This window comes from Vibrio sp. 1CM8B (genome assembly GCF_023161685.1).
GTDB lineage: Bacteria > Pseudomonadota > Gammaproteobacteria > Enterobacterales > Vibrionaceae > Vibrio > Vibrio coralliirubri.
Genome location: NZ_JALNTU010000004.1, coordinates 88,126 through 113,135, shown reverse-complemented (window position 1 = coordinate 113,135; position 25,010 = coordinate 88,126). Strand labels below are relative to the sequence as shown.

The window sequence follows — 25,010 nt, the reverse complement described above, 5'->3', positions numbered from 1 at the left end:
ATAAAGGAGCAGAGCATGCTAAACGACTTACCAACCCTTTCTCACGAAGAACAACAGAAAGCTGTTGAACGAATTCAAGAAATGATGACCCAGGGCATCAGCACAGCACAAGCTATCAAAATCGTTGCTGAGCAAATTCGTGAAGAAATGAGTAATAAAGAAGAGTAGGGCATCAGCCCTTCTTTTTTAACCCTTTAGTGCACTATAACTATATATATTACCCTCTAGTACATTATCTCGTACATACCAACTCTTTAGCTACCCTAAATTCCCGACCTATCCAAAACTATTAAATTCCGTTTATTCAGTGAGTTATGTCGGAGTAATCCACTTTTCAGGCTTTCCTTGGCTTTGAGTTGTAATTAAATTACAGCAAGATCTGAAAGTAAAACAATCGCCATTTTAGGTGTCAGCATTTATGTCACCACATCTAAGTGCTTAAAAATATGGCGTTTTTTAAGACTAGTGACGTTGTGACTTCTATTTTTAGCGGATACGAGTGCATGAATGCTCAGAAGCAGACAAATGAGGACTTCATCGAAGAACAAGCCACAGCGTTAATAATAATGACTCCCAGGGAGAGTGACTTACAAACGGCTTAGAGCAAGCTGCGTTGCCACATATGTGCTGTACAGAATAAGTTACGAGGAGTAAAGGAGTTGTATAGAAGTCGATTAAGGAACGACGCGTATCAATTTGAGAATGCTAATGATGGCGGTATTACGGATAGTGTGTGTGCGAATCGAATAGAATTCTGATGAGAGAGCAAAGCTCATGGACTTGTTTAGTCAGCCGTTAAAAGTGTAATTGCTGACTAAATAGAGAGTAGATATCGACGGGGTATTGATTGTGTGTTGATAGAGCATTGAATATTGAGCTGTAGGCCAGTCTGGCGAGGCTTAGTCAAACGTAACGACTTGGTTTCGTCCGTTGTCTTTAGCTTGATAGAGTGCTTTGTCTGCACGCTTAATAGCTGAACGAATCGATTCATTCTGTGTAAGTTGGGTAAAACCAACGGATGCGGTGATGCGAAGCCCTTTAGGCCAAGTGGTTTCGTCCATTGAGGAGTAGAGTTGAGCAATAGTCTCGTTACACTGTAGCGTTGTTTGTTCTATGCAAACTAACAAGAACTCCTCGCCGCCCCAACGATACAATAAGTATTGCTCACCAAGGTTGTCGATCACCGTTGAGACAAACAGAATAAGAATTTGATCGCCGGTTTCATGTCCGTAATGGTCGTTGACCTGCTTAAAATGGTCCAAATCAAATAGAGCAATGTGAATTGTCTTTCCTTGTTGTGCAAGACGCTCAAAATCATAAAAGGTATCTAACGCTTCGGTTCTGTTACGACAGCCAGTTAGAGGGTCGGTAGTCGCCTTTATTTTTAACTCTTCGATTTCTTGGGCTAACAAACGCTGTTGCTCTACTGAAAACATTTTCGCTCGTCTAGCTACGTATGACGCCCCACAGACATAGCAGACCGCGTAGATTACCCATAAGCTAATCAAGATCTTCCATAACATAACCTTATTTATAATCTTACCGTGGAAAACAATGCTCTCGACCGTCAGAGTATGGTGGCCATCGAGCGTGCTAGCTCCCAGCCCCAATTCAACTGAAACAGCGTTAGTAATATCGACAGCGCTGTTGGTTATCGGGTGGTTGTAGTAGTCAATCCACCATAAAGGGACATTGAAGTAGTCTAAGTCGATGTGTCTTTTATCGGGGAGTGAGAAATCTAGGCGATTGAACTTGTTAGAAATAGGGTCGCCTTTAACGCTGTAGTTGTCGTCGTGGTTACGTATGTAGAATCGAAACCTTGGATCCTCTTGACCTTCATATTCCATATTGATGGTCACAGAATCAAATCTGGAGAGATCTAAGCCTTTACCTTCAGTTGAAAGAACAAATTCAACCTCACAGAAAGGTGAACTATAGGTACGATTAAAGTCACACTGTAACTCAATTTTATCCTTTGACTTGTGTAATAACCCTATAGTGCCGCCATCATGGTCTCTATCTGTGTTAACGCGTGTAGGGTATCTGTCTGGTGTGATTATGTAATTCTTATCCATGATGGTATGGAAAGAGATCAGCGACAGTACGGTCATTGCCAGGCAAAAAACAGAGAAGAAGATGTTGAGTTGTCTGAATGCTTTGTCGCTCATAATATATTTCGTACGTAAACCTGTAACATTATGCGTGATGGAGTATTCAGGCGCAACTAGGGATTCGATTTTGGATTGGCTAATATCGTTTGGTCAACAAGCCAGATACAGTCGTTCTTCACCAAAAAACACGCGCCCAGCGATCGATATATGCTTAAATAGCGTTGTTTTTGTTCGGTATTTATACGAGAGGTGACGTTTTTAAGGGGTTAATCATTTAACTGTATAAATGTACAGTTATTGTTTGAGTTCTTGATTCTGTGTTCCATAGGACCAAGCTTTAGCTGTACAGCTAGCTACAGTGTCACTTTATTTGTTGACTACATGTGTCGATAAACCATTAAACGCTTTATAAGCTTTCTAATCTCAGGTGGTAACACCATTGCGACTTTAAAAGCGGGCATATCAGCTAGAGAAAACAAGTAAAGCAAAACAAAGAACGATGGGTTTCAAGCTACTCTTAAGTTTATTGCTAAAGCTTATCTAAATTCAATTGAACGCTATTTCAAGGTAAACCGTGATTATGGATCTCCCAAGTATCGGTGTTGTGTACCAGCGTATAAGTGTAATGAATCTATGTAAACATGTTTGCGGTAGCTTGGCACGGTGTTTCAAACAACATAGGACAAGCATTGCCGTTTAATAATCTCGCTAAACACAAAGTACTAACGCTAGAGAGAATCGTTAGCAAGGTTCGCAAAATCTGTGCGCGAATCTACTTAAGACACATGAACTTTATTAGTTGATAGATTTAAACGAGAGCTCAGCATGTGCAGTTGATAAGAAACATTAGTCGCGAGTGTGAAATCTGGAATAGAAACAACAGCAATGCTCACAAGAATTACACACAGCGCAGCGAACCATGAATGCAAACAAAGAAGTGGCAAGATAAGTTTAACTAGACGGACAAAGTTTCTCGTCAATTAGATTTACTGAATGAAGATTGAATTGTGTAGACGCTGGCCGTACATATAATTATTTGATTTCAAATGCACTAAGAAAGCTCTGGTCGACGCAAGAAGCGTAAGAGTCAGTTGGAATGAGGGTTTTAAGGACAAACGATGAGAATACTACCTTTAGAATTAACCACACGTGACTGCGTATTATGTCTGATTATGTTTAATGGTGCATATCTTATAAATGTAGTGCAACCTCTTGTATTTAGAGGTTTTATCATTGAAGTATCGCGAAATGAGTAAGAATTACATTTTTCGAGAGTTAGAGTGCCAAATGACGAAGGAAGAGGTCGCTGAACTGTGTTTTAAAACTGTGAGAACAGTCACAGGTTGGGATGAGGGAAAACCGATACCTCCCGAATGCAAAAGACTTATGCGAATGGCCAAAGGCAGAGAACTTAGTATTAGTGAAGATTGGGTACAGTTCAAAATGTTATACGACAGTATGGAGCTGCCGACTGGACAAGTGGTGCGGCCGCAACAAATATTGGCAGGAATTGCACTATTGGGGATTCAATCTGAGTTAGAAATTAAGACTTCAACACACTTACTTGGCCTTGCTAGAGCGATAGCTAACATTAAGCAAATGAGTTGATTTAGCTTAGCCGATTGGGGGACATAGACAAAAAGAGCCCCAACTTCGCGTTCAAACGCATGTGTTGGGGACCTATCTACCGCTCGTTTATTGTTTGAAATTTGTCTGTTTCAATTCGACCAACAATTAAGCTGCTGAAGTACAATCCATGTTAGAAATCTTGTTAATTTAACCTTCAAATTTGAAAATATACGCTTTTTCTTCAATATGTTAGTATTGGCATTATTCTTATCGATGATTATCACTACCATGAACAACATTAACGAAGAGCCTACTACAATTGAGTCTATCGGCCCTTTTGCGTGCTTACCTTGTAAGATCGAAGAAGCTAATCTTTCTCATGAACTGTCGATACATCTAGTCAACTCACCAGCCCTAACTGGAACCAATGCTTCAGTAGGCCAAGCCCCTCCAAGTGAAAAGCCAACTTTTGAAACTGTAACTGGGCAGATAGCACCAATTGTGAGTCTGTTGGGAGCAATCTTTATATTCTATAAATATGGTGCTGATCGAAAAGAAGCCCGTAGCCAAAAGAAGATTGAGAGACTGGAAGAACACTTAAATACGTTTTTTGGCCCCCTGAAGGAGCTAAGAGAAGAGTCTAAATTACTTTACGAGATGTTTGCTATTGACCTAAAAGACCAAGAGAAGAAACAAGGTCGCCATTTTCGTACGATTAGATATCTTCGTCAGAATGATCTGAATACACTGTCGGAATACGATATAGAGATACTAGATAGTATTATTCGTATTTCAAAAAAGAATATCGAATTCATTGAAGAGAATAGTGGCGCAATCGAAAATACGGCGTTGTCAACTTTACTAGGCAAACTTTGCGCACACTTTCGGGTTATGGAAATCGCTGCGAAGGGTAAGTTGCTAGGGGCACCAGAAAGTATGGAAAATATTGTCTTTCCACTTGAAACGGACGGTGCTATTGATAATGAAGTCAAAAAAATCCATTACAAATTAGACAAACTGCGCAATAATTTAACTATAAAAGAAAGATTAAAAAAGGTTTACTACCGTCACATGATTGATCAAACCATACAGTTTTATGATAACAATGCTGATGCTTACTATCGTGAGACTAACCATGTCGATATGGAAGATAGTTATGATAGGTTTAGAAAATTAATCGGGAATGGTGGCAGAATTCTTGATGCTGGCTGTGGAGTCGGAAGAGATACCCGCTATTTCATATCTAAAGGTTATAAGGTCCAATCCTTTGATTTGTCGAGCAGGATGTGTGAAATCACGAGGAAGTATCCGTATTCATTTTGTACACAGATGTCTTTTATGGATGTCGATTATTATGAAGAGTTCGACGCTATCTGGGCTAATGCATCTTTACTTCATGTTCCTGAATCTGATATGCCAGAAGCAATTGCGAGGCTAGCTAGGTCTCTAAAAGTTGGAGGATATCTGTTTGCATCTTTTAAAACAGACAAAAATTTTAGCTCTAAAGACACACGAAAATTTTATTTCCATACCAAAGACGACTTAGAAAAGTCTATCAGACTTTCTAAGTTCGACTTAGTATTTGTAGATAGGTGGAGTTCCTTCAAGGGTGATAACCCTTCGAACGAAGAATTTCACTCTTATATATGGCAAAGGAAATCTTGAGTGGTATTTGTCTTGATTAGATGTAAAAAGCTCCTTTATAGGAGCTTTTGAAAGGCAAGATTACTGTGCAATCATTTCGTTAATTAACTTTACTCGGTTCTTGGCTGTAGGTTCGTTAATTGTCATTTTAGTTTTACTCCAGATCTTACCGACGAATGGTTTTTCAGACATAAACAGTTTTTTCTGACCTATCAGTTGAACAACTGCTTCTTCAGGGGAGAGCCCTTGTTTGTGCAGTAGAACAAATGCTTGTGTATACAACTGCCATCCAAGTGGCCGAAATAACAAGTGATCAGAATTATCATTCGCTCTGTATTTTGCAACGATAGAAGCAAAATCTCTTGAATCCACAGCTTCTTTGAGTTGCTCGCTATTTTGAATAGTCGCAGTGAAAAATTGATTAGCAAACTTGAAAAAGCTATCTCGTTTTTTATCAGAATATTTAATAGTTTCCAACTTTGACAACTCAACGTTAAAGAAACTTGCTCCTAATTCTTGTACACACTTAAAGATTGAACCTAGGGTTGTAATATGTCGGCGGTCAGATAGGTTTCTTGTCGAGAACGAGATGTTATCTTCAGTAAAGTAACCTCCTTTCTCGATAATATCCCGGGTTACACAAGCTGCCAAATCGTCTTCATCCAACGCAATAATAGCTTCTGTTTTGACCAGTTTTGCTTTTTTGTTCAAGGTTGTAAAAAGTCTTCGGGATTTCCTCATACCTTCTGGAGTGTTTTTATGAGACACAATAATGACCGGAAGCGTATTGTGTTTATGCTTATCATCTTGCTTAAGAGCTTCCTTTATACCTGCCAGTCTATGTTGGCCATCTAAAGCAAACATACGTTCTTTTTCCGTCAAAGAAAGGAAACCAAAACACTCTCGAGCATATGATGGTATTGTGGCCTCGTCATTGGCGTCGCTATTTGAATTAATGCCGTCAAATTGATGCCATCTCGGGTCACCTTCATAAATCCCAATAACTAATGCGTTGAAAAAGTGATCTACATTGCTGTTTATATATTCAGCTATGTCAGTCGCTCTGTCATTTTCGATTTCCCTTTGAATCATATCAGACAGCTTTTTGATAGTATGAAGATCGTCTGCAAAACTAATCAAGCGGTCGATATCTTCGAAGGTCATCAAAGAAGTATATGTAAACCAAGACCCGATTTTTCCCTTCAAACATGGGATCATCAGATTATTCATAAGTTTGCTCCTTTGCGATCTAGTTTTACCTCAACGCTGTAGTCCATGTAACTATAGGGAGGTTGAAATATGTTGTTTAGTTTTTTTTCTACTTCGCCAGGAGATATTCCGGCAGGAGTAACCGCGTAGCTATAAGTGATATGGTTAACCCAAAAATTAAAAAGCGTATGTAGCTTAGGGCGATCACATGGCTCTTCTTTATACTTACTATACGATTTATATCTCTTTAGAATTGAACTTTTGTTACCAAGCTCACCACCTTTTCCTATATACATTATGTAAGAGTTGTTTGGCAGGATGCCATTGTCAAATTCAATTGAGAATGCGTACACACCTTTCTCATCAGGAACATCTGCATTGGGGTCCATGAACTTACAATTCTTCCACTCAAGTTGAGGGATGTCATCTATATAATCGGCATAGTAGTGAGGCATCAGTCTAACAGACTCTTCGTACATCCTAAGTAGAGCTGAGCGCCCAAATTGGGTGCCTTTCATTTTATCCAAATCTTCTGGACTAAATTCATCGTTTAATGATATCGACAACGGCAATTCCTCATATTATATAACGGATACACATATATACCATTTATTATATATATCAACGAAGTAGTATCAATAACATGATCTATAAGTGGTTTTAAGTACAGAAAAAGAAAGATGAATTTACTTCACCTATACCGATAAATGGGACGTACATTAACCCTAATTTAAGAGCTTGCTTTAAAGATAAGTTGATGCAAACCTTTTGGTTAGGTCGAATTTACCCCCGTGATACAACACGGGGGTTGCTGCCCACAGCGTCGCGCTCGCTGTTCAGCTCTCACGACTCACGCGAAGCTGTGAGCAGAATAGAAAAGAGTTGTTAGTAAGATGGGTTGCAGTAGCAAAAAGCCCCACTAATGTTGTGAGGCTCTGCTAGGGTGATCTTGGCAATGTGAAGGGCTAGTGATGTGGTTTCATCAAGTCAGCTACGCTTCGCTGCTTTTCGGGCATTTAGGGAAGTCATACCCAAGAACTGTATCGAGTGCCCTTATCCCTGCGGGGCGAGTATGTCATTTTTTGACATACCACCGTTCAAGTATGTCATTCGTCACATGCTGAAGATATCGACAGACCTTTGAACGTCTTCGACTCTACCACTCATCAAATCGTTACTTTCAGAAGCGATAGCAACGCCACTGGATGTAGGTGGACACGTTAAAACCCTCGACACTGTTTTAGAGCGCACTTGAATCAAGCAATCATCAATCAATTCGAAGCGGTAGCCATAGCGGTTCAATACAGCCGAACGTATATAAAAGGTGTCTACACCTTTATCTATCCTAAAGACAAAGTCTGAATACTCACCAAAGCCCTTTGGATAAACCGTTCTACTTACTGACGTAAGATAGACCGCTGTAGAGCCGTTGAATACGGGAAAAGCATCAAAGAAAGGATTCACAGCATCAGGAACATTTTCAGCAGAAGCTTGAGAAGTAGCATTGCTAGAACCCACCCGAACAGAACTTTCCCCATCTTGGATAGGAACATTTTCAGATACTGGAACGTTAACCGGAGTAGATAGAGTAGGCGAGTTGGTAGAGGCAGCTGGCGCATCAACCGTTTGAACTTCACCCACATCAGAATCAGATAGTACATAAGATAAATCCCATAGAAATTTGCCAATGGCCGCGACACCGATAAGGATCGCAAGAATGAATTTTGGAGACTTCAAAACCGAGATATCAGACTTAGTAGCGTTAAAGCCTCCGGTTCCTGTGGACTGATAAAGCGCGAACACATCAACAGGGATTTTCTTGGTGGTACTACTAGCCATGTCGGCCTTAGTGGAAGGAGCTGTCTTAGTGGATTTTGGAGGGTGGTTAAAAATCCTAGGCTTACGACTTCGAAAGAACGTATCTGTTGAGCGGTGAGAATAAGCTTCACCGGCACACCCTTTTAACCAAGTGGGGATTGCAGTGTAATCAGGTGTGAGCATGACAATATCCCATTGGTATTTTCTATGTCGCATGAATGCACCGTAGAAGTCGAACGGGTAGAGCAGTCTGTTATTTTCATCGAGTTGGGTTCGTTCGCAATCATCAACGTCACCCACTTCAAACGAATCAGGGTCAACCGGAAGCCAACGAGAATAGAACAGTTCTGAAAAGTCTTTAGGTAGATAATCCACGAACTCAGAGAAAGGCTTTTGTAAGAACTTCTCACGCTTAAATCCTGCTTCGGGACAATACAAATCCTGACACTCATCAATCACAACGAATGCGCCAAGGGGCATCCAGTTAAACCAATTTTGCCAGAGCATTACCCCCTCAGAAGATCGTGTGAAGATCCTAATCAAGCGTGCTGAATCTGGAAACTTTTCACCTAACAATTCTTCGATAGATTCTTTAGGTTTCAAGCCCTCAATATTGGTGACAACGATACGACCCTCACGCAAAGCAGGGAGGATTTCGAACCATGTAACGTATGCGGTTTTATAAGCCCCGTTAGAGCCATGACGAAAAGAAACAGCCATATCACCACCCCATAATTCTAAGCACAAATGCCGTGGCAAACGCATCAACAACAATTCGAACTGAATCAACAATGCCGAACTGGTAACAAGCAAAGCGCAAGTCTGAGGGAAGCTTGTTAAAGGCCATGTTCAACACCGTGTAGACCTCATATTCAGAAAGCAGCAAAGAGGCAACGTTATAGGCCATTTCTAGCATTTGGATTTTTAGGTAGATATAGAGCTTAATGAACCAAAACCATGCGTAGGTGAACACCTCCAGAAACAAGTCCGGTATGGTGGCGAAGAAGTCGTAAATACTGCCGAAGACAGAAACAATATAATCAAGTGCGCTGTAGAAATATTCCATGATTTATACCTTAGAGCGACCAGAGGAAAGCAAGATAAAGCCAGCTAATAGAGTGGCGATGAATAAGATAACGGTTCGAATCATATTGCTATTGGTGGAGCCTAACGTGCTGAAAAGATTGAAACCTACATCAACATCCCATCGACTAAGAAAGAAGCTTGTACCGTCATATGAACCGTCAGAAAAAGACATTTGACCTAGTTTTAGAGGGGATTGTTTGAGCTTGCTTTCAAGTGTTTCTTCTAACTCATCAATTTCAGTTTTAAGATCATCAAGTGACGTGGTGAGTACTGTGTTAGCAGCAAAACCATTACCTTTACCTGGTGCAGTGAATGACTCTGATTTTCCAAAGACGTCTTCGAGAACATCTTTGATATCACCTTTGGTAAGACCATCACCAGAGTCGCCATTATTGCTACCAGAGCCAGAGCCAGAGCCATTGTCACCGCCAGTAGAACCGTCACCACCAGTAGAACCGTCACCACCAGTAGAGCCATCGCCACCAGTAGAACCGTCACCACCAGTAGAACCGTCACCACCAGTAGAGCCATCGCCACCAGTAGAGCCATCGCCTCCAGTAGAGCCATCGCCACCAGTAGAGCCATCACCACCAGTAGAGCCATCACCACCAGTAGAGCCATCGCCACCAGTAGAGCCATCGCCACCAGTAGAACCATCACCGCCAGTAGAACCGTCACCGCCTTCAGATGTTTCTGAGCCATCACAGGAATCACCTGTATAGGTAAAAACACCGTATGGAGGATTAGCAGCAGGGAAAAATAGGTCTGACTTGGCTCGACAAGAGTTTCTACAAATATTCACAACGTCACGCGTACCCACAGGAAAAGAAACAGTACCGAGCTCGTTACCTTCCATTTTTTCGCATGGATTTTCACAAAGTCCTGTACTTGGATTTATCTCTTTATTTGCAGGACAAGAGCCAGTCGATTGAAAAGTGATCATGTGATAGGAATTGCCAGAGTTAGAGCCAGAACAGTCAGCGTTTTCGTAAATTCTGTAGTTAGCGCGAATGGTGGTAGTGCCAAGAGCAAAAGAGGTATAGCAAACATATTTGCCGTACCACTTACCAGAAGTAATGCGCTTAGGTTCGGCTGACTTTGCTAGCGAAAGGAGACCACTACCAGTCCCCACAGTGCCTACTGGTACAGTTGAAACTTGAGAACGATAAACGCTAGAAAGTGCGAAAGCGTTAGAAGTGAAAGCAAAGAATAATAGAGCAATAAGACGAAACACAATATATCCCTTATGAAAAAAGGGAGCCGAAGCTCCCAATCAATCAACCTGCTATGACTCCGGTGTAAACCCCATAAAGGAATGAGGCACACATTAAAGAGCCAAGAACAACGGAGACAATCATTACTTACGGAGCCAAGCGACAACCATACCTAGACCGAAACCAAGTGCAGCAATACCAATTACACCAGAAGTAGTAAGGCTAACCATAGATTTACCCGCATCGACAGCTGCTGTGATAGCGGTTTCATTTGCACCTTCAGCGAACGCAGAGCTAGAAGTAAGAGCGACAGAAGCAACAAGGATTTTATTGCTAACCAATTGACGTAATTTCAACATAATAATTTTCCTAAATGGATTAACGAAAGTGTTTTAATACACGGCCTAGAACATGACCACCAACAAAGGTTGCCAAGCTCTGACCGACAACGAATTCATACAAAGATTTGTCGAATTCAAGTAATGACCAATCAAATTGACCATCAACCAAGTGCGTTAACTGTTCTTTAGAGACCAAAACATACTCACAAACATCCCCCGATGATTGTTGCAAAATCCCATCAATAACAGTCACGCAAATAGACATAGCACTTAAGACCTAATTACTTAGCTTTCATAAAGTTATCGAAGTGCTTTTTAATTTCTTCATCGACAGGAACGAGCTTGTTCACCAAAATGTCTAGAGGATCATTTGGGTTAGCACCAAAGCTCAGTTCGTAGTCACGGTTGGCAACAAAAGCACGTGATTGGATAAGCTGACGAGCGTAGGCCACATCAATTTTCAGAGCTTGTTTGTTGTAAGGGATGTCAGTTGAGAAACCGATACCAGTTTGCTGAAACTTCTCGTTATCGACTTCTTCTACGGCACGTAGGACAGACAGCTCCGCGAACTCCATATTAGATTTCGGGAAACGCTTGATAGAGATACCAGTTATTGTAGGCATATTCTTGACTCCAAAATTTCGATTTTCTGTTTAGTGTATTCGTCAGGAATGCCTAACGAGGTTTCAAAGTTGGCGCGTCTATGGTGCGTAGGAATGAGCATTCCGAATGCTTCACCTAAGTCACCCTCAGTCATTGCCACAACTTCAGAAAGTGCTTTACCACATTGGCGACGAACCCAAGCAATACGAGCAAAGAACTCAAGACCGGCTTTCTTTTTGTTAAGCTCAATCTTCATCGGTTCAGCAGGGTCGATACTTGCTGAGAAGTCACAAAGACCAGCAAAGGCCGAAGCAGGCGAGGCGAGTAGTGCTAAATCACACTTCTTCAATTCCACTTCATTGCGGTACCAAATCACTTCAGGGTCAGCGATGTTTTGCTCAAACTTCTTGTTGTACACACGCCAGTAGATTGCAGAGGTACGAGAGCCAACTAAAACGGCTTCCTCTGATAATTCACCGGATTGTGAAACGCGCTTATGAGGAACCATTGTCGGACCACGACCACGAGAAGCAGTGCGAAATGCTCCCTCATAAAAACATTTCTCAGCATACTTACAGTCAAAGATTCCGGTGTAGTCATCCACGCAGAGATCCAAACGGGCTAGGCGAGTGATACCCAAAAGTGACAACCACCAATGCACCTTTTTGTGTGTGGTGAAGTCAAACAACTTAGCGCAACCCGTACCATTGATTTGTACGTAGACCGTATCGTTGTTACCACCAACACCGACCAAGCCACATTCAACTGTTCCCGTAGAATCGTAAATCACCATCGAATCTTCATAGCCATGTAAGCCACGGCCACGCATAGGCGATAGACGGAAGTTAAAGACTTTCGCCATGAACTCATCAAACCTATCGGCTAAAACCTTACGACACTTGTTACGGTGTAACTCTATTGATTTCTCTATAGCTTCTGGTGAGTTAAGGCGTCCTTTGACGGTTTGTTTCTTAAATTCAGGAAACTGCATGTTGATAAAGTCTTGTTCGTTCGAGTTGTCCAAGTGTCTAAGCGAACCGTACGAAAATGAAAACGCTAAGTGATCCACTTGAACCGGACGAATTTCATCATGGAACTTATGAGGCTTTTTAGATGGCATGGAACACACCCTTAACCAAAAGCTCTTGGTAGTTCTCATCGGTGATTTCAACAATCTGAAATGACACCATGCCGTAATGAACTTCCATGAACTGGAAGAAGTCACGCTGAGTCTTAAAGAAGTTATGGCCCCAAGGAAAATAGGCGTTGATACCGTGATTGGGTTCGTTGTCGAAGTAGATAGAATCCATGATTAACGTTCCAAACCGTAGAACGCACAGAACTGTTCAAGCTCTTGGTCGTCATCAAACGTAAAAGTGAAAGAGTCACTAGAGTTATAAAGTGGATTCTTATAGCTGACAGTGTGAAAAAGTTCTTCGCCAATTGTGCGTTGGCCAAGTTCAAGTTCGCTAACAAGGAACTCAAAGCAGATTTCTAGTGGTGAGTTATGAAGAGACACGGACGCGTGTGTGAAATCTGGATAGTTAGAGAAGCTAACGTGTTCAGATTTCAAAACAGAGCCGTATTCAATAGATTCAATTTGGAACATAGAAGCCACCAGAAGTAGTAAGTACGATGATTTCCGTACAGTAAATACGATAAATCTCGTAGTGGCAATACGATAAAATTCGTGTTTATGAGCTAGAATCGAGCTAGAGGAAACAAACGAGGTTTTCAAAATGTACACAAAGAAACTCATAGATGCTTATAAAGAGCACATGAACTATGTCCAATATAAGCAAGTCGCATCTGATTTAGGCATTAGCACTCAAATGCTAACGGATATTCGAAAAGACCGAGCGTTTTTAAAAGAGAATCAAGTACTTATGCTTGCTGACATTGTTGGTGAGGATAAAGAAAAGGCATTAGTTGGTCTTGCGTTAGATAAAGCAAAAACGTACGAAGCACAGACACTGTGGAACAGCATTGCAAAAAAGTATAACGGGCTTGGTTTAAGAAGCATTTCAATGGCTTGCGGTGGATTAGCACTAATGGTTGCTACCCCAAATGAAGCCCTAGCCAACTGCGTATTATGTACGTTATGTTAAATAGCTCGGGTTTTTGGTGTTTATAAGGCAGGTATCTTTGTGTGATGCCCTGCCTTTGTATTGTGTCGATATTCTCTAATTTATACTGTGTATTTAACCATACTGGCTATTTACCATAAAATACCTAATAACCAGTGATAATAATCTTCGATTTTAACCCTGGTATTAGTTAGAGATTAACCGCCAGCAAATTTAACTTTGTAGCCTTTCTTTTCAAGGTGCGCTTTGATCTTGTCACGAGCATCACCTTGAATTTCGATGTTGCCATCTTTTACTGAGCCACCGCAGCCGCAAACTTTCTTGAGTTCTGCTGCCATTAGTTTTAATGGTGCGTCATCTAGGTCTAAGCCAGTCACGACAGAAACGCCTTTGCCTTTACGGCCTTTGGTTTCTTTTTGGATTCGAACAATCCCATCGCCTTTAGGACGTTGGACTTTCTCTTCTTCAGGCTTAATACGACCTGTTTCTGTTGAATATACTAGGCTCATAATTTACTTCTTTTGTTGCTCTGCTTTTTGTTTTGCGAGTAAGTAAGCTTCTATATGGCGTTGAATTGCAATCTTGCCGCCTTTGATTAAGCGACCGTTAAACATGCAATACCACGCATTAGGCTCACCGGTGTCATTCTTGATTTGGTAGCCGTTGAAGTTTTCAGTAGAGCCACCAGTTCCTCTCGACTTATTTAATGACATGAATTCTTTTGGATCAATAATAGATGCGGTATCAATCCACCAATCAATACTTTTTTTCACGGCAGCTAGGTTGCCCTGAATAACGTTGTTTTTTAACTTAGCACGCCAAACTGTGTTGTTAGCATCTATCGATTGAAGATGGACGCTTCGGTAAATTGAATTAGCCATATCTATTAATCATCTTTCTGTTTTCACTGCATTAATCATAAGTATACTAATAATGATATCAAGCATAATATGGTAAAAACACCTGTCGAGGTATGGTAATTTGAGAAAAAAAGTCCCTATTTTAACCGACTCTGTGATAATTAATTCATTTGTTGAAAAATTAAACAGCAACGCGACAATAGAAATTATAGATGAGTTGACAGGATTTCAATACTCTCGCAATTCACTGTTGGGCATTTACAGTGATTGGAATCGCTATCATGCGTTCTGTACCAAACATCGTATTAACACACTTCCCGCATCTATAACTGCTGTTCGTCGTTTTCTTGAAACGGAGTCTAACGATAGAAAATACGCATCCTTAAAGCGTTACACTGCAACGCTGAGCATGTTACATACTGTCTTGAGTTTTGCTAACCCGATCAAGCACAGGCAAGTTCGCTTTACCCTACTCCACTTACAATCTCAAATGGCCGGTGACGCTAAACAAACCAATGCTATGACATCTACGCATCTCACTGATTTAAATACGTTACTCTCCTATGAGAAAGCAAATCTGAAAGAGATCAGAGACATCGCTATTTATAACGTGATGTTCGAGTGTGCTTTAAAGCGCTCAGAGCTTAAGGCGTTATCGATGACCGATGTTGAGTACGTTCAAGATCATTACCAAGTAACAGTCAAAGATTCGGCTTATCAGTTGTCACAAATAGCCAGTGTTGCACTTCAACGTTGGCTTTCGTTTACTGGTATACAAGATGAGTTGCCAGTATTTCGTGCGATAGACAAGCATGAGAATATTGGTTTGCAGCCTTTAGATGATTCGTCCATCTACAGGATCTTGAGAAGAGCTAGCGACTTACTTCAACTGCCAGAAAATCACCATTTCTCTGGAAATTCGATTCGTGTTGGTGCTGCACAAGAGTTGTCGAAACAAGGTCTTAAGGTGAGAGAGATTCAGGACTTTGGTCGTTGGCTTAGCCCGGCAATGCCAGCTCAATATGTCGGTTTCACGGGAACGGCTGATAGTGAGAAGATGAAGTTTAAGGCGTTAATACCTTGGCAATGACGGGTCGCAGATTACTTGGATATAAGTTGCGGTTCAAACGATAGATTTTTAAAATAGCTGGCTTTAAAAACAACAAGTGCCTTGGCAGAAAGCTCAAGGCACTTGTTGGTTCAGCTCTAAGTGAACGAAAATGAGTTAGACAACCTAAGAAAGGCTCGTTCTCACGCAATTCTCCAAGAACTGGCTGAATTTGTGGCCGTCATGCTCAACCATTTTAGGGAACATGGAGATTGGCGTCATGCCTGGGAAGGTGTTAACTTCGTTCAGGTAGATCTCGTTGTCTTGCGTTAAGAAGAAGTCGATACGAGACAAGTGACGAAGCTTCATCTGAGTGAAGACTTTTCGTGCGCTGTCTGCAATCAATTCACGCTGTTCGTCCGTTAAGTTACTTGCTTCAACTTCAGTGATCGAGTGACTGTCTGCACTGTACTTCTCTTCGTAAGAGTAAAATGCGCCATTAGGTGCAATCACCTCACCCGGCTTGCTGATATGCAGCTCGCCATCGATTTCATAAGCAGCAATTTCTAGCTCTCTAGGCACCACTGATTTCTCAACCAATACTTGGTCCGAGAAAGTGAACGCCTTGTTGATAGCCTCGCTTAAATCTTCTACTTGGTTAACTTGGTAACAACCTACAGAAGAACCTTGACGAGCCGCTTTCACAAACACTTTACCCCACTTTTCAAATGCTTGAGTTGCTTGTGAGTGAGCTTGATCATTGTTGTCTGATAAGAACAGGTACGGCGTGTTTGGAATGCCGAGTGCGTCGTACCAAAGCTTTGACGTGATTTTGTTAAAGCTGTTATTGCTAGCTTCTGAACCACAACCTAGGTATGGAATTTTAGCCATTTCAAACAGGGATTGAATGTCACCTGTTTCACCTGGGAAGCCGTGGATGCAAGGCACAATAAAATCGACTTTAGATGCTAAATTGTCACCGCGTAAGGTTTGGTCGTTAATATCAAGATAAACCAATTCACCTGAATCAAGACACCAGCCTTCGTTTTTAATTTCAACTCTTACAACGTTAAAATCTGCAACGCTATTGAGCTGTTCAAAAAGGTAATTAGCTGAAACTAAAGATACTTCATGCTCTGAAGATCCACCGCCGCAAAGTAGAAGGATGTTTGTGGTGTTCATGGGTAAATTCGGTCCTTGAAACTAGGAGTACTGACTTCAATGATAAACAAAAGTCGAGATAGGTACAGTGTTTTGATTGTTAAAATTGGGTTCGAAAGATCGAGCGATTAACTATTAAACAAAACAGCGAGTCTTAAAACAAAAGAAGGAGCATTTGCCCCTTCTTCATGAATCAAAACTTAGTTCAACTTGTTAAGCGTAGGGTATTCAGAGTTCTTGATGTCATCAATGCTCTTAACGAACGGCTTCAAGTTTTGGAAAGTGTTCGGCAGTGTTGAGATGGCCTTTTTAGCTTCTAAGCGTGTCGCGTAGTCACCATAAAGTACCGTGAACCACTTAGTGCCGTTAACCATTTTGTAGTTTTCCCAAACTGGTTGAGAAGTCGTAGGCAGCATTTTCACGAAAGAATCGACTTTACTTTGGCTGCCAACAGCAACAACTTGAACTGTGTAACCAAAACGTTGGTTCATGTCTTGTTGTTTCTTGGTTGGGCCTGTCACTACTGCAACTGGCTTAGCTTTAGTCGTTTGAGCGACTTTCTGTTCAACAGGTTCGGTTCTGATAACGTTGACAACATTTTCTTCAACAACGCTTGTTTGCTCAGATTGAGATACAACTGGAGCTTCAACTTTTGCCGTTTTGTACTCTTCTTGATAACTATCTGAAGTGACATTGGTAACGTAGTCGTCAGATACACATGCAGCCAAGAGCAGTGGCAAAGTCACAATTGCAAATTTTTTCATGGAAAGCTCTATATCCTTAATAATAATTACTATAAATCATGCCGATACGTCGGTTTAGAATCAAGTTAACTTTGAGATTATACACCATTAGTGGGTGACCTATTTCACAAACTTTATGCAGTGTTTGCTTATTCATCGGAATTCGGTGAATTTGCCATCAACTCGTGAGTGCAAAGTAAGTTACGATGAACTTACGTGCATTGCTAGGATATGTCTATGAATCATCTTGATCCCCTACTTAAACCCCGTTCAATCGCTGTTGTTGGTGCTTCTCAACGAGAAACGCGCGCAGGGTATATTGTTATGAACAACTTATTGCACGGGGATTTTAAAGGTGCGGTGATGCCGGTTACGCCGAAATATGATTCAGTGGCCGGTGTGCTTTCTTACAAGAACATTTTGTCGTTACCGATTGTTCCTGATCTCGCAATCTTGTGTACCAATGCGACCCGCAATGTCGCCATTTTTGAAGAGCTGGCTGAGAAAGGTATAGCCTCTGTCATTGTGCTTTCTTCAGACATGCAGCAAGAAAGCGATAATGGTGAGACGTATGATGAACGATGCCTAGCGATTGCAAAAAAACACAGCATTCGAGTGTTGGGTTCTAATAGTTTGGGGGTAATTGTCCCTTGGTTAAATTTGAACGCCTCATTCTCTCCAGTGACAGCATTACCCGGTAAGATCGCTTTTGTTTCTCAGTCGGCAGCTGTGTGTACCACTATTCTCGATTGGGCTAATGACAAAGAGATCGGTTTCTCTGCGTTTATCTCTATAGGCAATGGCAGCGATATCGAATTCTCGGAGTTATTGGATTATCTTAGCACCGACTCTCACACCGAAGCGATATTGCTTTATGTAGACAGCATTACTGATGCGAGGCGCTTTATTTCTGCAGCGCGTGCGGCATCGCGCAATCGACGAATTTTGGTGTTGAAAGGCGGTCGAACGGCGAAAGGTAGAGCCGCTGCAATGGCACACACTGGTGGTGCCGACACATTAGATATCATTTACGACTCTGCAATTCGACGCAGCGGCATGCTAAGAGTTAAGAACTTACATGAACTGTTTGCTGCGGTAGAAACACTGACTCATTCCGTTCCCTTGCGTGGCGAGCGCTTGGCTATTGTTACCAATGGTGGCGGCCCTGCGATTATGGCGGTGGATACCCTATTTGACCGCGGTGGTAAGCTTGCAGAGTTTTCAGAAGAGACACTTGATAAGTTGAACAAGGTGTTGCCATCGAGTTGGTCTCACAGCAATCCTATCGATATTGTTGGAGACGCCGGTGATCAGCGTTATATCGACACCATAAACATCTTACTCGATGGTGATGAAGCTGATGCGATTCTTATTATGCACAGCCCTTCTGCGGTCGCACATTCAGCCAAAACGGCAGAGCGAATTATTGAAGCGATTAAAAAGCACCCTCGCCACAAGCGCTTTAACATCCTGACGAATTGGTCTGGTGAGCTAACAGCAAGGCCTGCACGAAAGCTGTTTACCGAAGCAGGTTTCCCTACCTATCGAACCCCTGAAAGCTCAGTGGTCGCATTCATGCACTTAGTCGAGTACAGACGTAACCAACGTCAGTTAATGGAAACGCCGACTACTGCAGAAAAAGTACACATTGAAGATCTAGCAGATGCGAAAAGTTGGATAGAAAGACAACTACTGGATAACGACACAGTTAGCCTTGATACTCACCAAAATAGCCAGTTTTTCAAGAGCTTCAACCTCGATGTGTTACCAACTTGGATCGCTTCTGACCCAAGTGAAGCAGTACACATCGCTGAAACGATTGGTTATCCCGTTGCAGTAAAATTACGTTCGCCGGATATTGCACATAAGTCAGACGTACAAGGCGTGATGCTCAATTTGCGAAACAGCAGTGAAGTTGCCAATGCGGCTCAGGCAATTCTCGATCGTTCTCAATTATCCTTCCCTACAGCGCACATCCATGGCTTGTTAATTCAAGGAATGGCCAAGCTCGCGGGTGGCCAAGAACTGCGAGTTAAGGTCACAACGGACGAAACCTTTGGCCCTATCATTTTACTTGGTCAAGGTGGCTCTGAGTGGGATGAATCGATTGATGCTGCGGCAGCTTTCCCTCCGCTTAACATGACACTGGCGCGTTACTTGATTATTCGAGCGATAAAAAGCGGCAAGATTCGTCTACAAAAGCTTCCTAACCCGATTGATATAGAGGGCCTTTCTGAATTATTGGTTCGCATATCGCAGATGGTGGTTGATTGCCCTGAAATACATGATTTGGATATCCATCCAGTGCTGGCCAACGGAGACAAATTCACGATATTAGACGCTGATATCATATTGAAAGCCTACGAAGGAGATCCGCAAGAAAGGTTGGCAATTCGCCCTTACCCAGTCGAGCTTGAAGAACGTATCCAGCTAAAAGATGGAACCGAAGTGTTGTTACGCCCTATTCTTCCCGAAGATGAACCGCTTCATGCTGACTTCATTAACCGTGTGTCTAAGGAAGATCTCTATAAGCGTTTCTTTAGTGATGTTGGTGAATTCAATCATGAGGCGTTGGCGAATTTCACTCAGATTGATTTCGATAGAGAAATCGCCTTTGTGGTCGTTCGCGAGGAACAAGGCGTTCCAGCGATCATCGGCGTGTCCCGTGCGCTGATTAACCCTGAGAACACGGACGCCGAATTCGCAATATTGATTCGTTCTGACCTTAAAGGTGTTGGTCTAGGTCGCATTCTGATGACTAAGGTTATCGATTACTGTCGAGCGAAGCAGACTAAACAGATGTCGGGTATGACGATGCCAACCAATAGAGGGATGCTGACACTAGCTCAAAAGCTCGGTTTTAAGCTAGATATCAGTTTTGAAGACGGTACTGCAGATATGGTGTTACCGTTACTTTAACGCCCATGTCTTTTTAAGATGTTGGATACACCAAGACTTGGCGTCGCCCATTTTGTTGCGTCGCCAAGCCATTACGATATCAATAGGCTGCGGCTCGGTACCGGAGATCTGCTGTAGAACGCCAGATTCGATCAAAGGTTTAGCAACACTATTCGGCAAAGTGCCAATCCCTAGTCCTGATGTCAAAGCCTCTACTTTTGCAGGAAAACTTGTCACAGTTAATCGTGGCTGTTTTTCTAGAATATTGATACTTAGTGCAGGCTGATCGCGCGCGGTATCTGCAATAGCAATAACCCTGTAACTTTCTCTCGCCTTTTGGTCGAATTCACCAGAACGTTTGTGAACATAGTGGTTCGATGCCGCTACCCAAACCATTTCCATTTTACCGATAACGTCACTTTTCATGTCGTTTGGGATAGTGTCAACCTTTGGGCACACCAGCAAATCGGCTCGGCCGTCTGAAAGGGATTCCCAACACCCTGCTAAGATCTCTTCTTGCAAACGAACGCGTGTTTTACTGATTTTTCCTAGTTCATCTACCAGCGGGAAAAAGTTAGCAATCGGGATAATACCATCAAAGGCGATGGTCAAATCGAGCTCCCAACCATTGGCTAGAATGCTTGCCTCGTTAACAAGGCGTTCTGTTGCTCCAAGAATTACCCTACCTTGCTCAAGTATCAACTGGCCCGCTTCTGTGAAGTTTGCACGATGTCCAGAACGGTCAAAAATCATGATGTCCAGATCTTGTTCAAGCTTCTGTATTTGATAACTGAGTGATGAAGGCGCTCTGTCCATTTCATTGGCCGCGGCGGCGAAACTTCCACGTCGGTCGATGGCATCTAATATGTGTAACGCTTCAAGTGTTATTGGACTATGCATCAGTTTCCTACTTTATAAATGAGAGGTTAATCACAAAAATGGAAGCATTCACCAGATAAATGGAACCATTAAAGGTCTTTTAATACAATGAGTTATACGGTTTAGGCATGTTTTTAATGACAAAAGTACAAATAAATTGAAATGCAAATAATAGTAATTATCATTTAGATCCAATATTATCTTTCGCAAATCAAGATAATACTATGGAATTAAGGTAACTATCAGATGTATAAGCAATCCCTACTCTCTGCTTCAATCGTTTTAGCGCTTTCATCAACATCAGCCTTTGCTGAAGATTATGCCCTATTTGACGAGGTTGTTGTATCGGCAACTCGTACTGAACAAAGCAAAGCAGATGTTTCAAGCTCTATTGAATCAGTATCTTCGGAAGATATTGATAATCAAATGTCTAACGACATAAAGCAAGCACTTCAGTACACACCTGGCGTAGAAGCTCAAGGCAGTGGCCGTTTTGGTATTTCGGGCTTCAACATTCGTGGTGTTGAAGGTGACCGTGTTAAGTTGATGGTCGATGGTGTTCAACAACCTACACCGTACAACCCTGGTGCAACAGAGCAACGTAAATATTCTAATGCAATTGAAGTAGACACACTGAGTGTCATTGAGGTGAATAAAGGACCAGCTTCTACGCTTTATGGTTCTGACGCTATTGGTGGTGCTGTACTGCTAAGAACGAAGAACCCAGAGGATATGCTTAGAACAGACGGCGACGAAAACCGTTTTGGCATCAAATCTAGCTACACTTCTGCTGACGAACAGTTTAAGAACACGCTTTCTTGGGCTATGCGTAAAGACAAGCTAGAAACTATCGTAATGGCGACATACGCTCAAGGTCATGAAACTGAAACACACTCGTCAGGAAGTGATATCGAAGGCCCTGATCGTGGTGCAGCTAACCCTGCCGATACCGAACTAAGCAACTTTTTAGCAAAAGCATTTTATAATGTATCGGATTCAAACAAGATCGGCTTAACTGTAGAACATTATCAGCGTCAATATGATGAAGACGAGTTAAATTACAACGGTTATACGCTTATGCCGGGCTTTGTATACACGGATAACTACAATGAAGACACCAATAAACGCTTCCGTGCAACATTGGAGCAGCAACTTAAACTGAACTCTTCTATTGCAGATTCTTTGGACTGGTCTTTAAGCTACCAAGATTCAAGTACTCTGAATAAAAACTACGATACAACAGGCTTTAACGGCCGTCGACTTCGTGAGCGTGACGCATCAGATGTGAACATGCAAGTAGATACACAGCTTTCTAAGTTGGTGAACATTAGTGGCGCTGACCATGAGTTTACGTATGGTTTCACTTACCTGCAAAATGATTTTGAGTTAGACAACACCGATCATAAGTTCGACCAAGGCACAGTTACTCCAGGTAGTACGGGTATCCCTGACGCAAAAATCACGCAATGGGGTGTTTTCCTTCAAGATCAAGCATTCTTCATGGATGACAAACTCATAGTAACTGGTGGTCTACGTTATGACTCGTTTGTTGCTGATCCATCAACTGATGAAGGTTACACAACTGAATATGACAAGAATGAAGATGACGCGTTCACAGCCAAGTTAGGTTCGGTTTACCACATCAACGATAGCTTGTCTGTGTTTGGTCAGATTGGTCAAGGCTTCAAAGCTCCTTCTGTTTATGACCTTTACTACTTCTATAATCAAGGCGCTATCGTAGAGGCAAACCCTAACCTGAAAGCAGAAAGAAGCCTTTCTTATGAGCTAGGTCTGCGTGGTAGCAACCAATATGCTCGCTTCGAATTAAGCACGTTCTACACTGACTACACTGATTTCATCAACGAAACGAAAACAGGTGAGCAAGGTGGCAAAGACGTATTCACGAAAGAAAACTTAGATGAAGTAACTATTTATGGTGCTGAATTCTCGTCAACCATTAACCTTGATACTCTGTTTGACGCACCTTACGGCACTTACACTCGCCTAGCAGTTGCTTACGCAGATGGCGAAGACAAGTCGACTGGTAAGTCAATTGATTCAGTTGCACCTCTAACGAGTACAATCGGGTTAGGTATTGAACGTGATAACTTCGGTTCAGCGTTGAATGTCAAAATGGTTGCTTCGAAGGATGATTGGAACTCTGACGACAATGTCGATGTATCTGGATACACAGTTGTTGATTTGACTGCTTATTACCGCCCTATTACAGATTTAACTCTGCGAGCTGGTCTATTTAATGCTCTAGATAATAAGTACTGGTTGTACAGCGACATGTCTGGTAGCGCACACGATTCTCAATTCAATACAGATATTAAGTCTCAACCTGGTCGCAACTGGGGCTTATCTGCAAACTACGAATTCTAATTCGTTAAAAACCTGAATTTCAGATACTAAAAAGCCAGCTAAATGCTGGCTTTTATTATTTCACTAAAAATTGTATCAAAAAGGGATAAAGTGAAATTACTTCTCTGCCATTTCTTTCTTAACCATAACTGCAGCAGCAATGATGAAAGTGATGATTAGGGCTAGTTCCATGATTAACTCCAAAGAAAATTAACATTAAACATATAATTCGCGTGGATGATAACACAACAGATACAGAATGATACTTTTTAACCACTAATTTACTTTTTTTTCGATTTAGATCAAAAAAGATGCCCTAGAGCATCTTTTTGTAAGTTAACTATTCATGAGGCAACTAGATCAACTAGGAAAACCATCAGGATTGGTTGACTGCCAGCGCCATGTATCCTCAGTCATTTCAGTCAGTGTTCGTGTTGCATTCCAACCAAGCTCTTTCTGAGCTTTAGCAGGATCTGCCCAACATTCTGCGATGTCACCCGGGCGACGCTCGACAAGCTTATAAGGGATATCTTTACCGCTCGCTTTCTCAAACGCTTTAACCATATCTAATACACTTGAACCGTTACCAGTGCCAAGGTTGTAGATATGAAGACCGTCTTTACGCCCTACTTTCTCAAGCGCTGCGATGTGGCCATCAGACAGATCCATTACGTGGATGTAATCGCGAACGCCAGTGCCGTCTTTTGTTGGATAATCGCTACCAAATACAGATAGGAATTCACGGCGGCCTACTGCTACTTGAGAGACAAATGGCATTAGGTTATTTGGAATACCTTGCGGGTCTTCACCCAGCTCACCACTTGGATGTGAACCTACAGGGTTAAAGTAACGCAGCAGTGTAATGCTCCAATCCGGATTGGCTTTTTGGAAATCGGTTAAACACTCTTCAACCATTAGTTTACTACGACCATATGGGTTGGTTGCGCTTGTTGGGAAGTCTTCAGTAATTGGCACACTTGCAGGATCGCCGTATACCGTTGCTGAAGAGCTAAATACCAAGGTTTTTACACCCGCATCACGCATTGCATCAACAAGAACTAACGTGCCGTTTACGTTGTTGTCGTAGTATTCAAGAGGCTTTTCCACAGACTCTCCGACGGCTTTCAGACCAGCAAAATGGATAACCGCTTCGATGTTGTGTTGCTTCATGGTTTCAGTCAAAAGCGCTTTATCACGTACGTCACCTTCAATGAAGTTGGGACGAACGCCCGAGACTTTTTCGATGCGCTCTAGAACGCTTGGTTTGCTGTTGTACAAGCTATCAAAAAGTACAGGTGTCATACCTGCGTTGATCATCTGGATACTTGTATGGCTACCAATGTAACCCATGCCACCTGTAACTAAAACATTCATG

The 25,010-nt window shown here is 42.0% G+C and carries 25 protein-coding genes; 7 read left to right on the top strand and 18 right to left on the bottom strand.

Translation table 11 applies throughout. The annotated features are described in order from the left end of the window. The first annotated feature begins 15 nt into the window (after positions 1-15). Positions 16-168, top strand: a complete 153-nt coding sequence (locus tag MSG36_RS09365; protein WP_004731009.1) for a YoaH family protein — start codon at positions 16-18, stop codon at positions 166-168. A 731-nt stretch (positions 169-899) separates the two neighbouring features. On the opposite strand, the gene MSG36_RS09360 is transcribed toward MSG36_RS09365, so the two are convergent. Beyond that, entirely contained in the window at positions 900-2,168 is a 1,269-nt protein-coding gene (locus tag MSG36_RS09360; RefSeq protein WP_248367480.1) for a GGDEF domain-containing protein, read from the bottom strand. Between the two features lie 1,176 nt (positions 2,169-3,344). Between MSG36_RS09360 and MSG36_RS09355 the strand changes: the two genes are divergently transcribed. After that, positions 3,345-3,719 (top strand): regulator, encoded by a 375-nt coding sequence (locus tag MSG36_RS09355; protein ID WP_248367478.1) that lies wholly within the window; start codon positions 3,345-3,347, stop codon positions 3,717-3,719. Between the two features lie 249 nt (positions 3,720-3,968). Continuing rightward, positions 3,969-5,345: a class I SAM-dependent methyltransferase gene (locus MSG36_RS09350; protein WP_248367476.1), complete on the top strand. Its 1,377-nt coding sequence runs from the start codon at positions 3,969-3,971 to the stop codon at positions 5,343-5,345. A gap of 60 nt (positions 5,346-5,405) precedes the next feature. Here the strand turns inward: MSG36_RS09350 and MSG36_RS09345 are convergent, their stop codons facing one another. The 11 genes from MSG36_RS09345 to MSG36_RS09295 form a co-directional block, all read right to left on the bottom strand. After that, positions 5,406-6,554, bottom strand: coding sequence for a DGQHR domain-containing protein (locus MSG36_RS09345; protein ID WP_248367475.1), 1,149 nt, complete (start codon positions 6,552-6,554; stop codon positions 5,406-5,408). Continuing rightward, positions 6,551-7,099 (bottom strand): hypothetical protein, encoded by a 549-nt coding sequence (locus MSG36_RS09340; protein ID WP_248367473.1) that lies wholly within the window; start codon positions 7,097-7,099, stop codon positions 6,551-6,553. The genes MSG36_RS09345 and MSG36_RS09340 overlap by 4 nt, the downstream gene beginning before the upstream one ends. 547 nt (positions 7,100-7,646) lie before the next feature. Next, positions 7,647-9,071 (bottom strand): zonular occludens toxin domain-containing protein, encoded by a 1,425-nt coding sequence (locus MSG36_RS09335; RefSeq protein ID WP_248367470.1) that lies wholly within the window; start codon positions 9,069-9,071, stop codon positions 7,647-7,649. Between the two features lies 1 nt (position 9,072). Then, on the bottom strand, positions 9,073-9,417 hold the full coding sequence (locus tag MSG36_RS09330; protein ID WP_050634067.1) for a hypothetical protein: 345 nt from the start codon (positions 9,415-9,417) through the stop codon (positions 9,073-9,075). Between the two features lie 3 nt (positions 9,418-9,420). Further along, a complete protein-coding gene (locus tag MSG36_RS09325; RefSeq protein WP_248367467.1) occupies positions 9,421-10,671 on the bottom strand; it encodes a hypothetical protein in 1,251 nt (416 codons plus the stop codon). Positions 10,672-10,794: 123 nt separating this feature from the next. Beyond that, positions 10,795-11,010 (bottom strand): hypothetical protein, encoded by a 216-nt coding sequence (locus MSG36_RS09320; RefSeq protein WP_019350626.1) that lies wholly within the window; start codon positions 11,008-11,010, stop codon positions 10,795-10,797. Between the two features lie 19 nt (positions 11,011-11,029). Beyond that, positions 11,030-11,257 carry a hypothetical protein gene (locus tag MSG36_RS09315; protein WP_019350627.1) on the bottom strand — a complete coding sequence of 76 codons (228 nt, stop codon included), beginning with the start codon at positions 11,255-11,257 and terminating at the stop codon, positions 11,030-11,032. A 16-nt stretch (positions 11,258-11,273) separates the two neighbouring features. Further along, positions 11,274-11,615, bottom strand: a complete 342-nt coding sequence (locus tag MSG36_RS09310; protein WP_050634299.1) for a DUF1293 family protein — start codon at positions 11,613-11,615, stop codon at positions 11,274-11,276. Further along, on the bottom strand, positions 11,603-12,715 hold the full coding sequence (locus MSG36_RS09305; RefSeq protein WP_065105746.1) for a replication initiation factor domain-containing protein: 1,113 nt from the start codon (positions 12,713-12,715) through the stop codon (positions 11,603-11,605). Before MSG36_RS09305 ends, MSG36_RS09310 begins: the two co-directional genes overlap by 13 nt. Continuing rightward, on the bottom strand, positions 12,705-12,905 hold the full coding sequence (locus tag MSG36_RS09300) for a hypothetical protein (RefSeq protein ID WP_016792045.1): 201 nt from the start codon (positions 12,903-12,905) through the stop codon (positions 12,705-12,707). Before MSG36_RS09300 ends, MSG36_RS09305 begins: the two co-directional genes overlap by 11 nt. A 2-nt stretch (positions 12,906-12,907) precedes the next feature. Continuing rightward, positions 12,908-13,204, bottom strand: a complete 297-nt coding sequence (locus MSG36_RS09295; RefSeq protein WP_050634301.1) for a hypothetical protein — start codon at positions 13,202-13,204, stop codon at positions 12,908-12,910. 130 nt (positions 13,205-13,334) lie between these two features. Between MSG36_RS09295 and MSG36_RS09290 the strand changes: the two genes are divergently transcribed. Continuing rightward, entirely contained in the window at positions 13,335-13,703 is a 369-nt protein-coding gene (locus MSG36_RS09290; RefSeq protein ID WP_050053076.1) for a DUF3693 domain-containing protein, read from the top strand. 176 nt (positions 13,704-13,879) lie between these two features. On the opposite strand, the gene yciH is transcribed toward MSG36_RS09290, so the two are convergent. Then, the gene (yciH, locus tag MSG36_RS09285) at positions 13,880-14,191 is read right to left on the bottom strand and encodes a stress response translation initiation inhibitor YciH (RefSeq protein ID WP_008221404.1); all 312 of its coding nucleotides are present in this window, start codon (positions 14,189-14,191) and stop codon (positions 13,880-13,882) included. Between the two features lie 3 nt (positions 14,192-14,194). Beyond that, a complete protein-coding gene (locus tag MSG36_RS09280; RefSeq protein WP_052879566.1) occupies positions 14,195-14,563 on the bottom strand; it encodes a DUF3319 domain-containing protein in 369 nt (122 codons plus the stop codon). 100 nt (positions 14,564-14,663) lie between these two features. On the opposite strand from MSG36_RS09280, the gene MSG36_RS09275 reads away from it, so the two are divergent. Next, the gene (locus tag MSG36_RS09275; RefSeq protein ID WP_248367464.1) at positions 14,664-15,632 is read left to right on the top strand and encodes a tyrosine-type recombinase/integrase; all 969 of its coding nucleotides are present in this window, start codon (positions 14,664-14,666) and stop codon (positions 15,630-15,632) included. Positions 15,633-15,776: 144 nt separating this feature from the next. On the opposite strand, the gene MSG36_RS09270 is transcribed toward MSG36_RS09275, so the two are convergent. Further along, the gene (locus tag MSG36_RS09270; protein WP_248367461.1) at positions 15,777-16,772 is read right to left on the bottom strand and encodes a D-alanine--D-alanine ligase; all 996 of its coding nucleotides are present in this window, start codon (positions 16,770-16,772) and stop codon (positions 15,777-15,779) included. Positions 16,773-16,951: 179 nt separating this feature from the next. Then, positions 16,952-17,515: an SPOR domain-containing protein gene (locus tag MSG36_RS09265; protein ID WP_017060092.1), complete on the bottom strand. Its 564-nt coding sequence runs from the start codon at positions 17,513-17,515 to the stop codon at positions 16,952-16,954. A gap of 216 nt (positions 17,516-17,731) precedes the next feature. On the opposite strand from MSG36_RS09265, the gene MSG36_RS09260 reads away from it, so the two are divergent. After that, positions 17,732-20,413 (top strand): bifunctional acetate--CoA ligase family protein/GNAT family N-acetyltransferase, encoded by a 2,682-nt coding sequence (locus MSG36_RS09260; protein ID WP_248367458.1) that lies wholly within the window; start codon positions 17,732-17,734, stop codon positions 20,411-20,413. On the opposite strand, the gene MSG36_RS09255 is transcribed toward MSG36_RS09260, so the two are convergent. After that, positions 20,405-21,292: a LysR family transcriptional regulator gene (locus MSG36_RS09255; protein ID WP_048612676.1), complete on the bottom strand. Its 888-nt coding sequence runs from the start codon at positions 21,290-21,292 to the stop codon at positions 20,405-20,407. The two genes, MSG36_RS09260 and MSG36_RS09255, sit on opposite strands and share 9 nt — an antisense overlap. A 225-nt stretch (positions 21,293-21,517) precedes the next feature. Between MSG36_RS09255 and MSG36_RS09250 the strand changes: the two genes are divergently transcribed. Beyond that, a complete protein-coding gene (locus tag MSG36_RS09250; RefSeq protein ID WP_248367455.1) occupies positions 21,518-23,656 on the top strand; it encodes a TonB-dependent hemoglobin/transferrin/lactoferrin family receptor in 2,139 nt (712 codons plus the stop codon). Between the two features lie 339 nt (positions 23,657-23,995). On the opposite strand, the gene galE is transcribed toward MSG36_RS09250, so the two are convergent. After that, positions 23,996-25,009 (bottom strand): UDP-glucose 4-epimerase GalE, encoded by a 1,014-nt coding sequence (galE, locus tag MSG36_RS09245; RefSeq protein ID WP_248367452.1) that lies wholly within the window; start codon positions 25,007-25,009, stop codon positions 23,996-23,998. Position 25,010 lies beyond the last annotated feature (1 nt).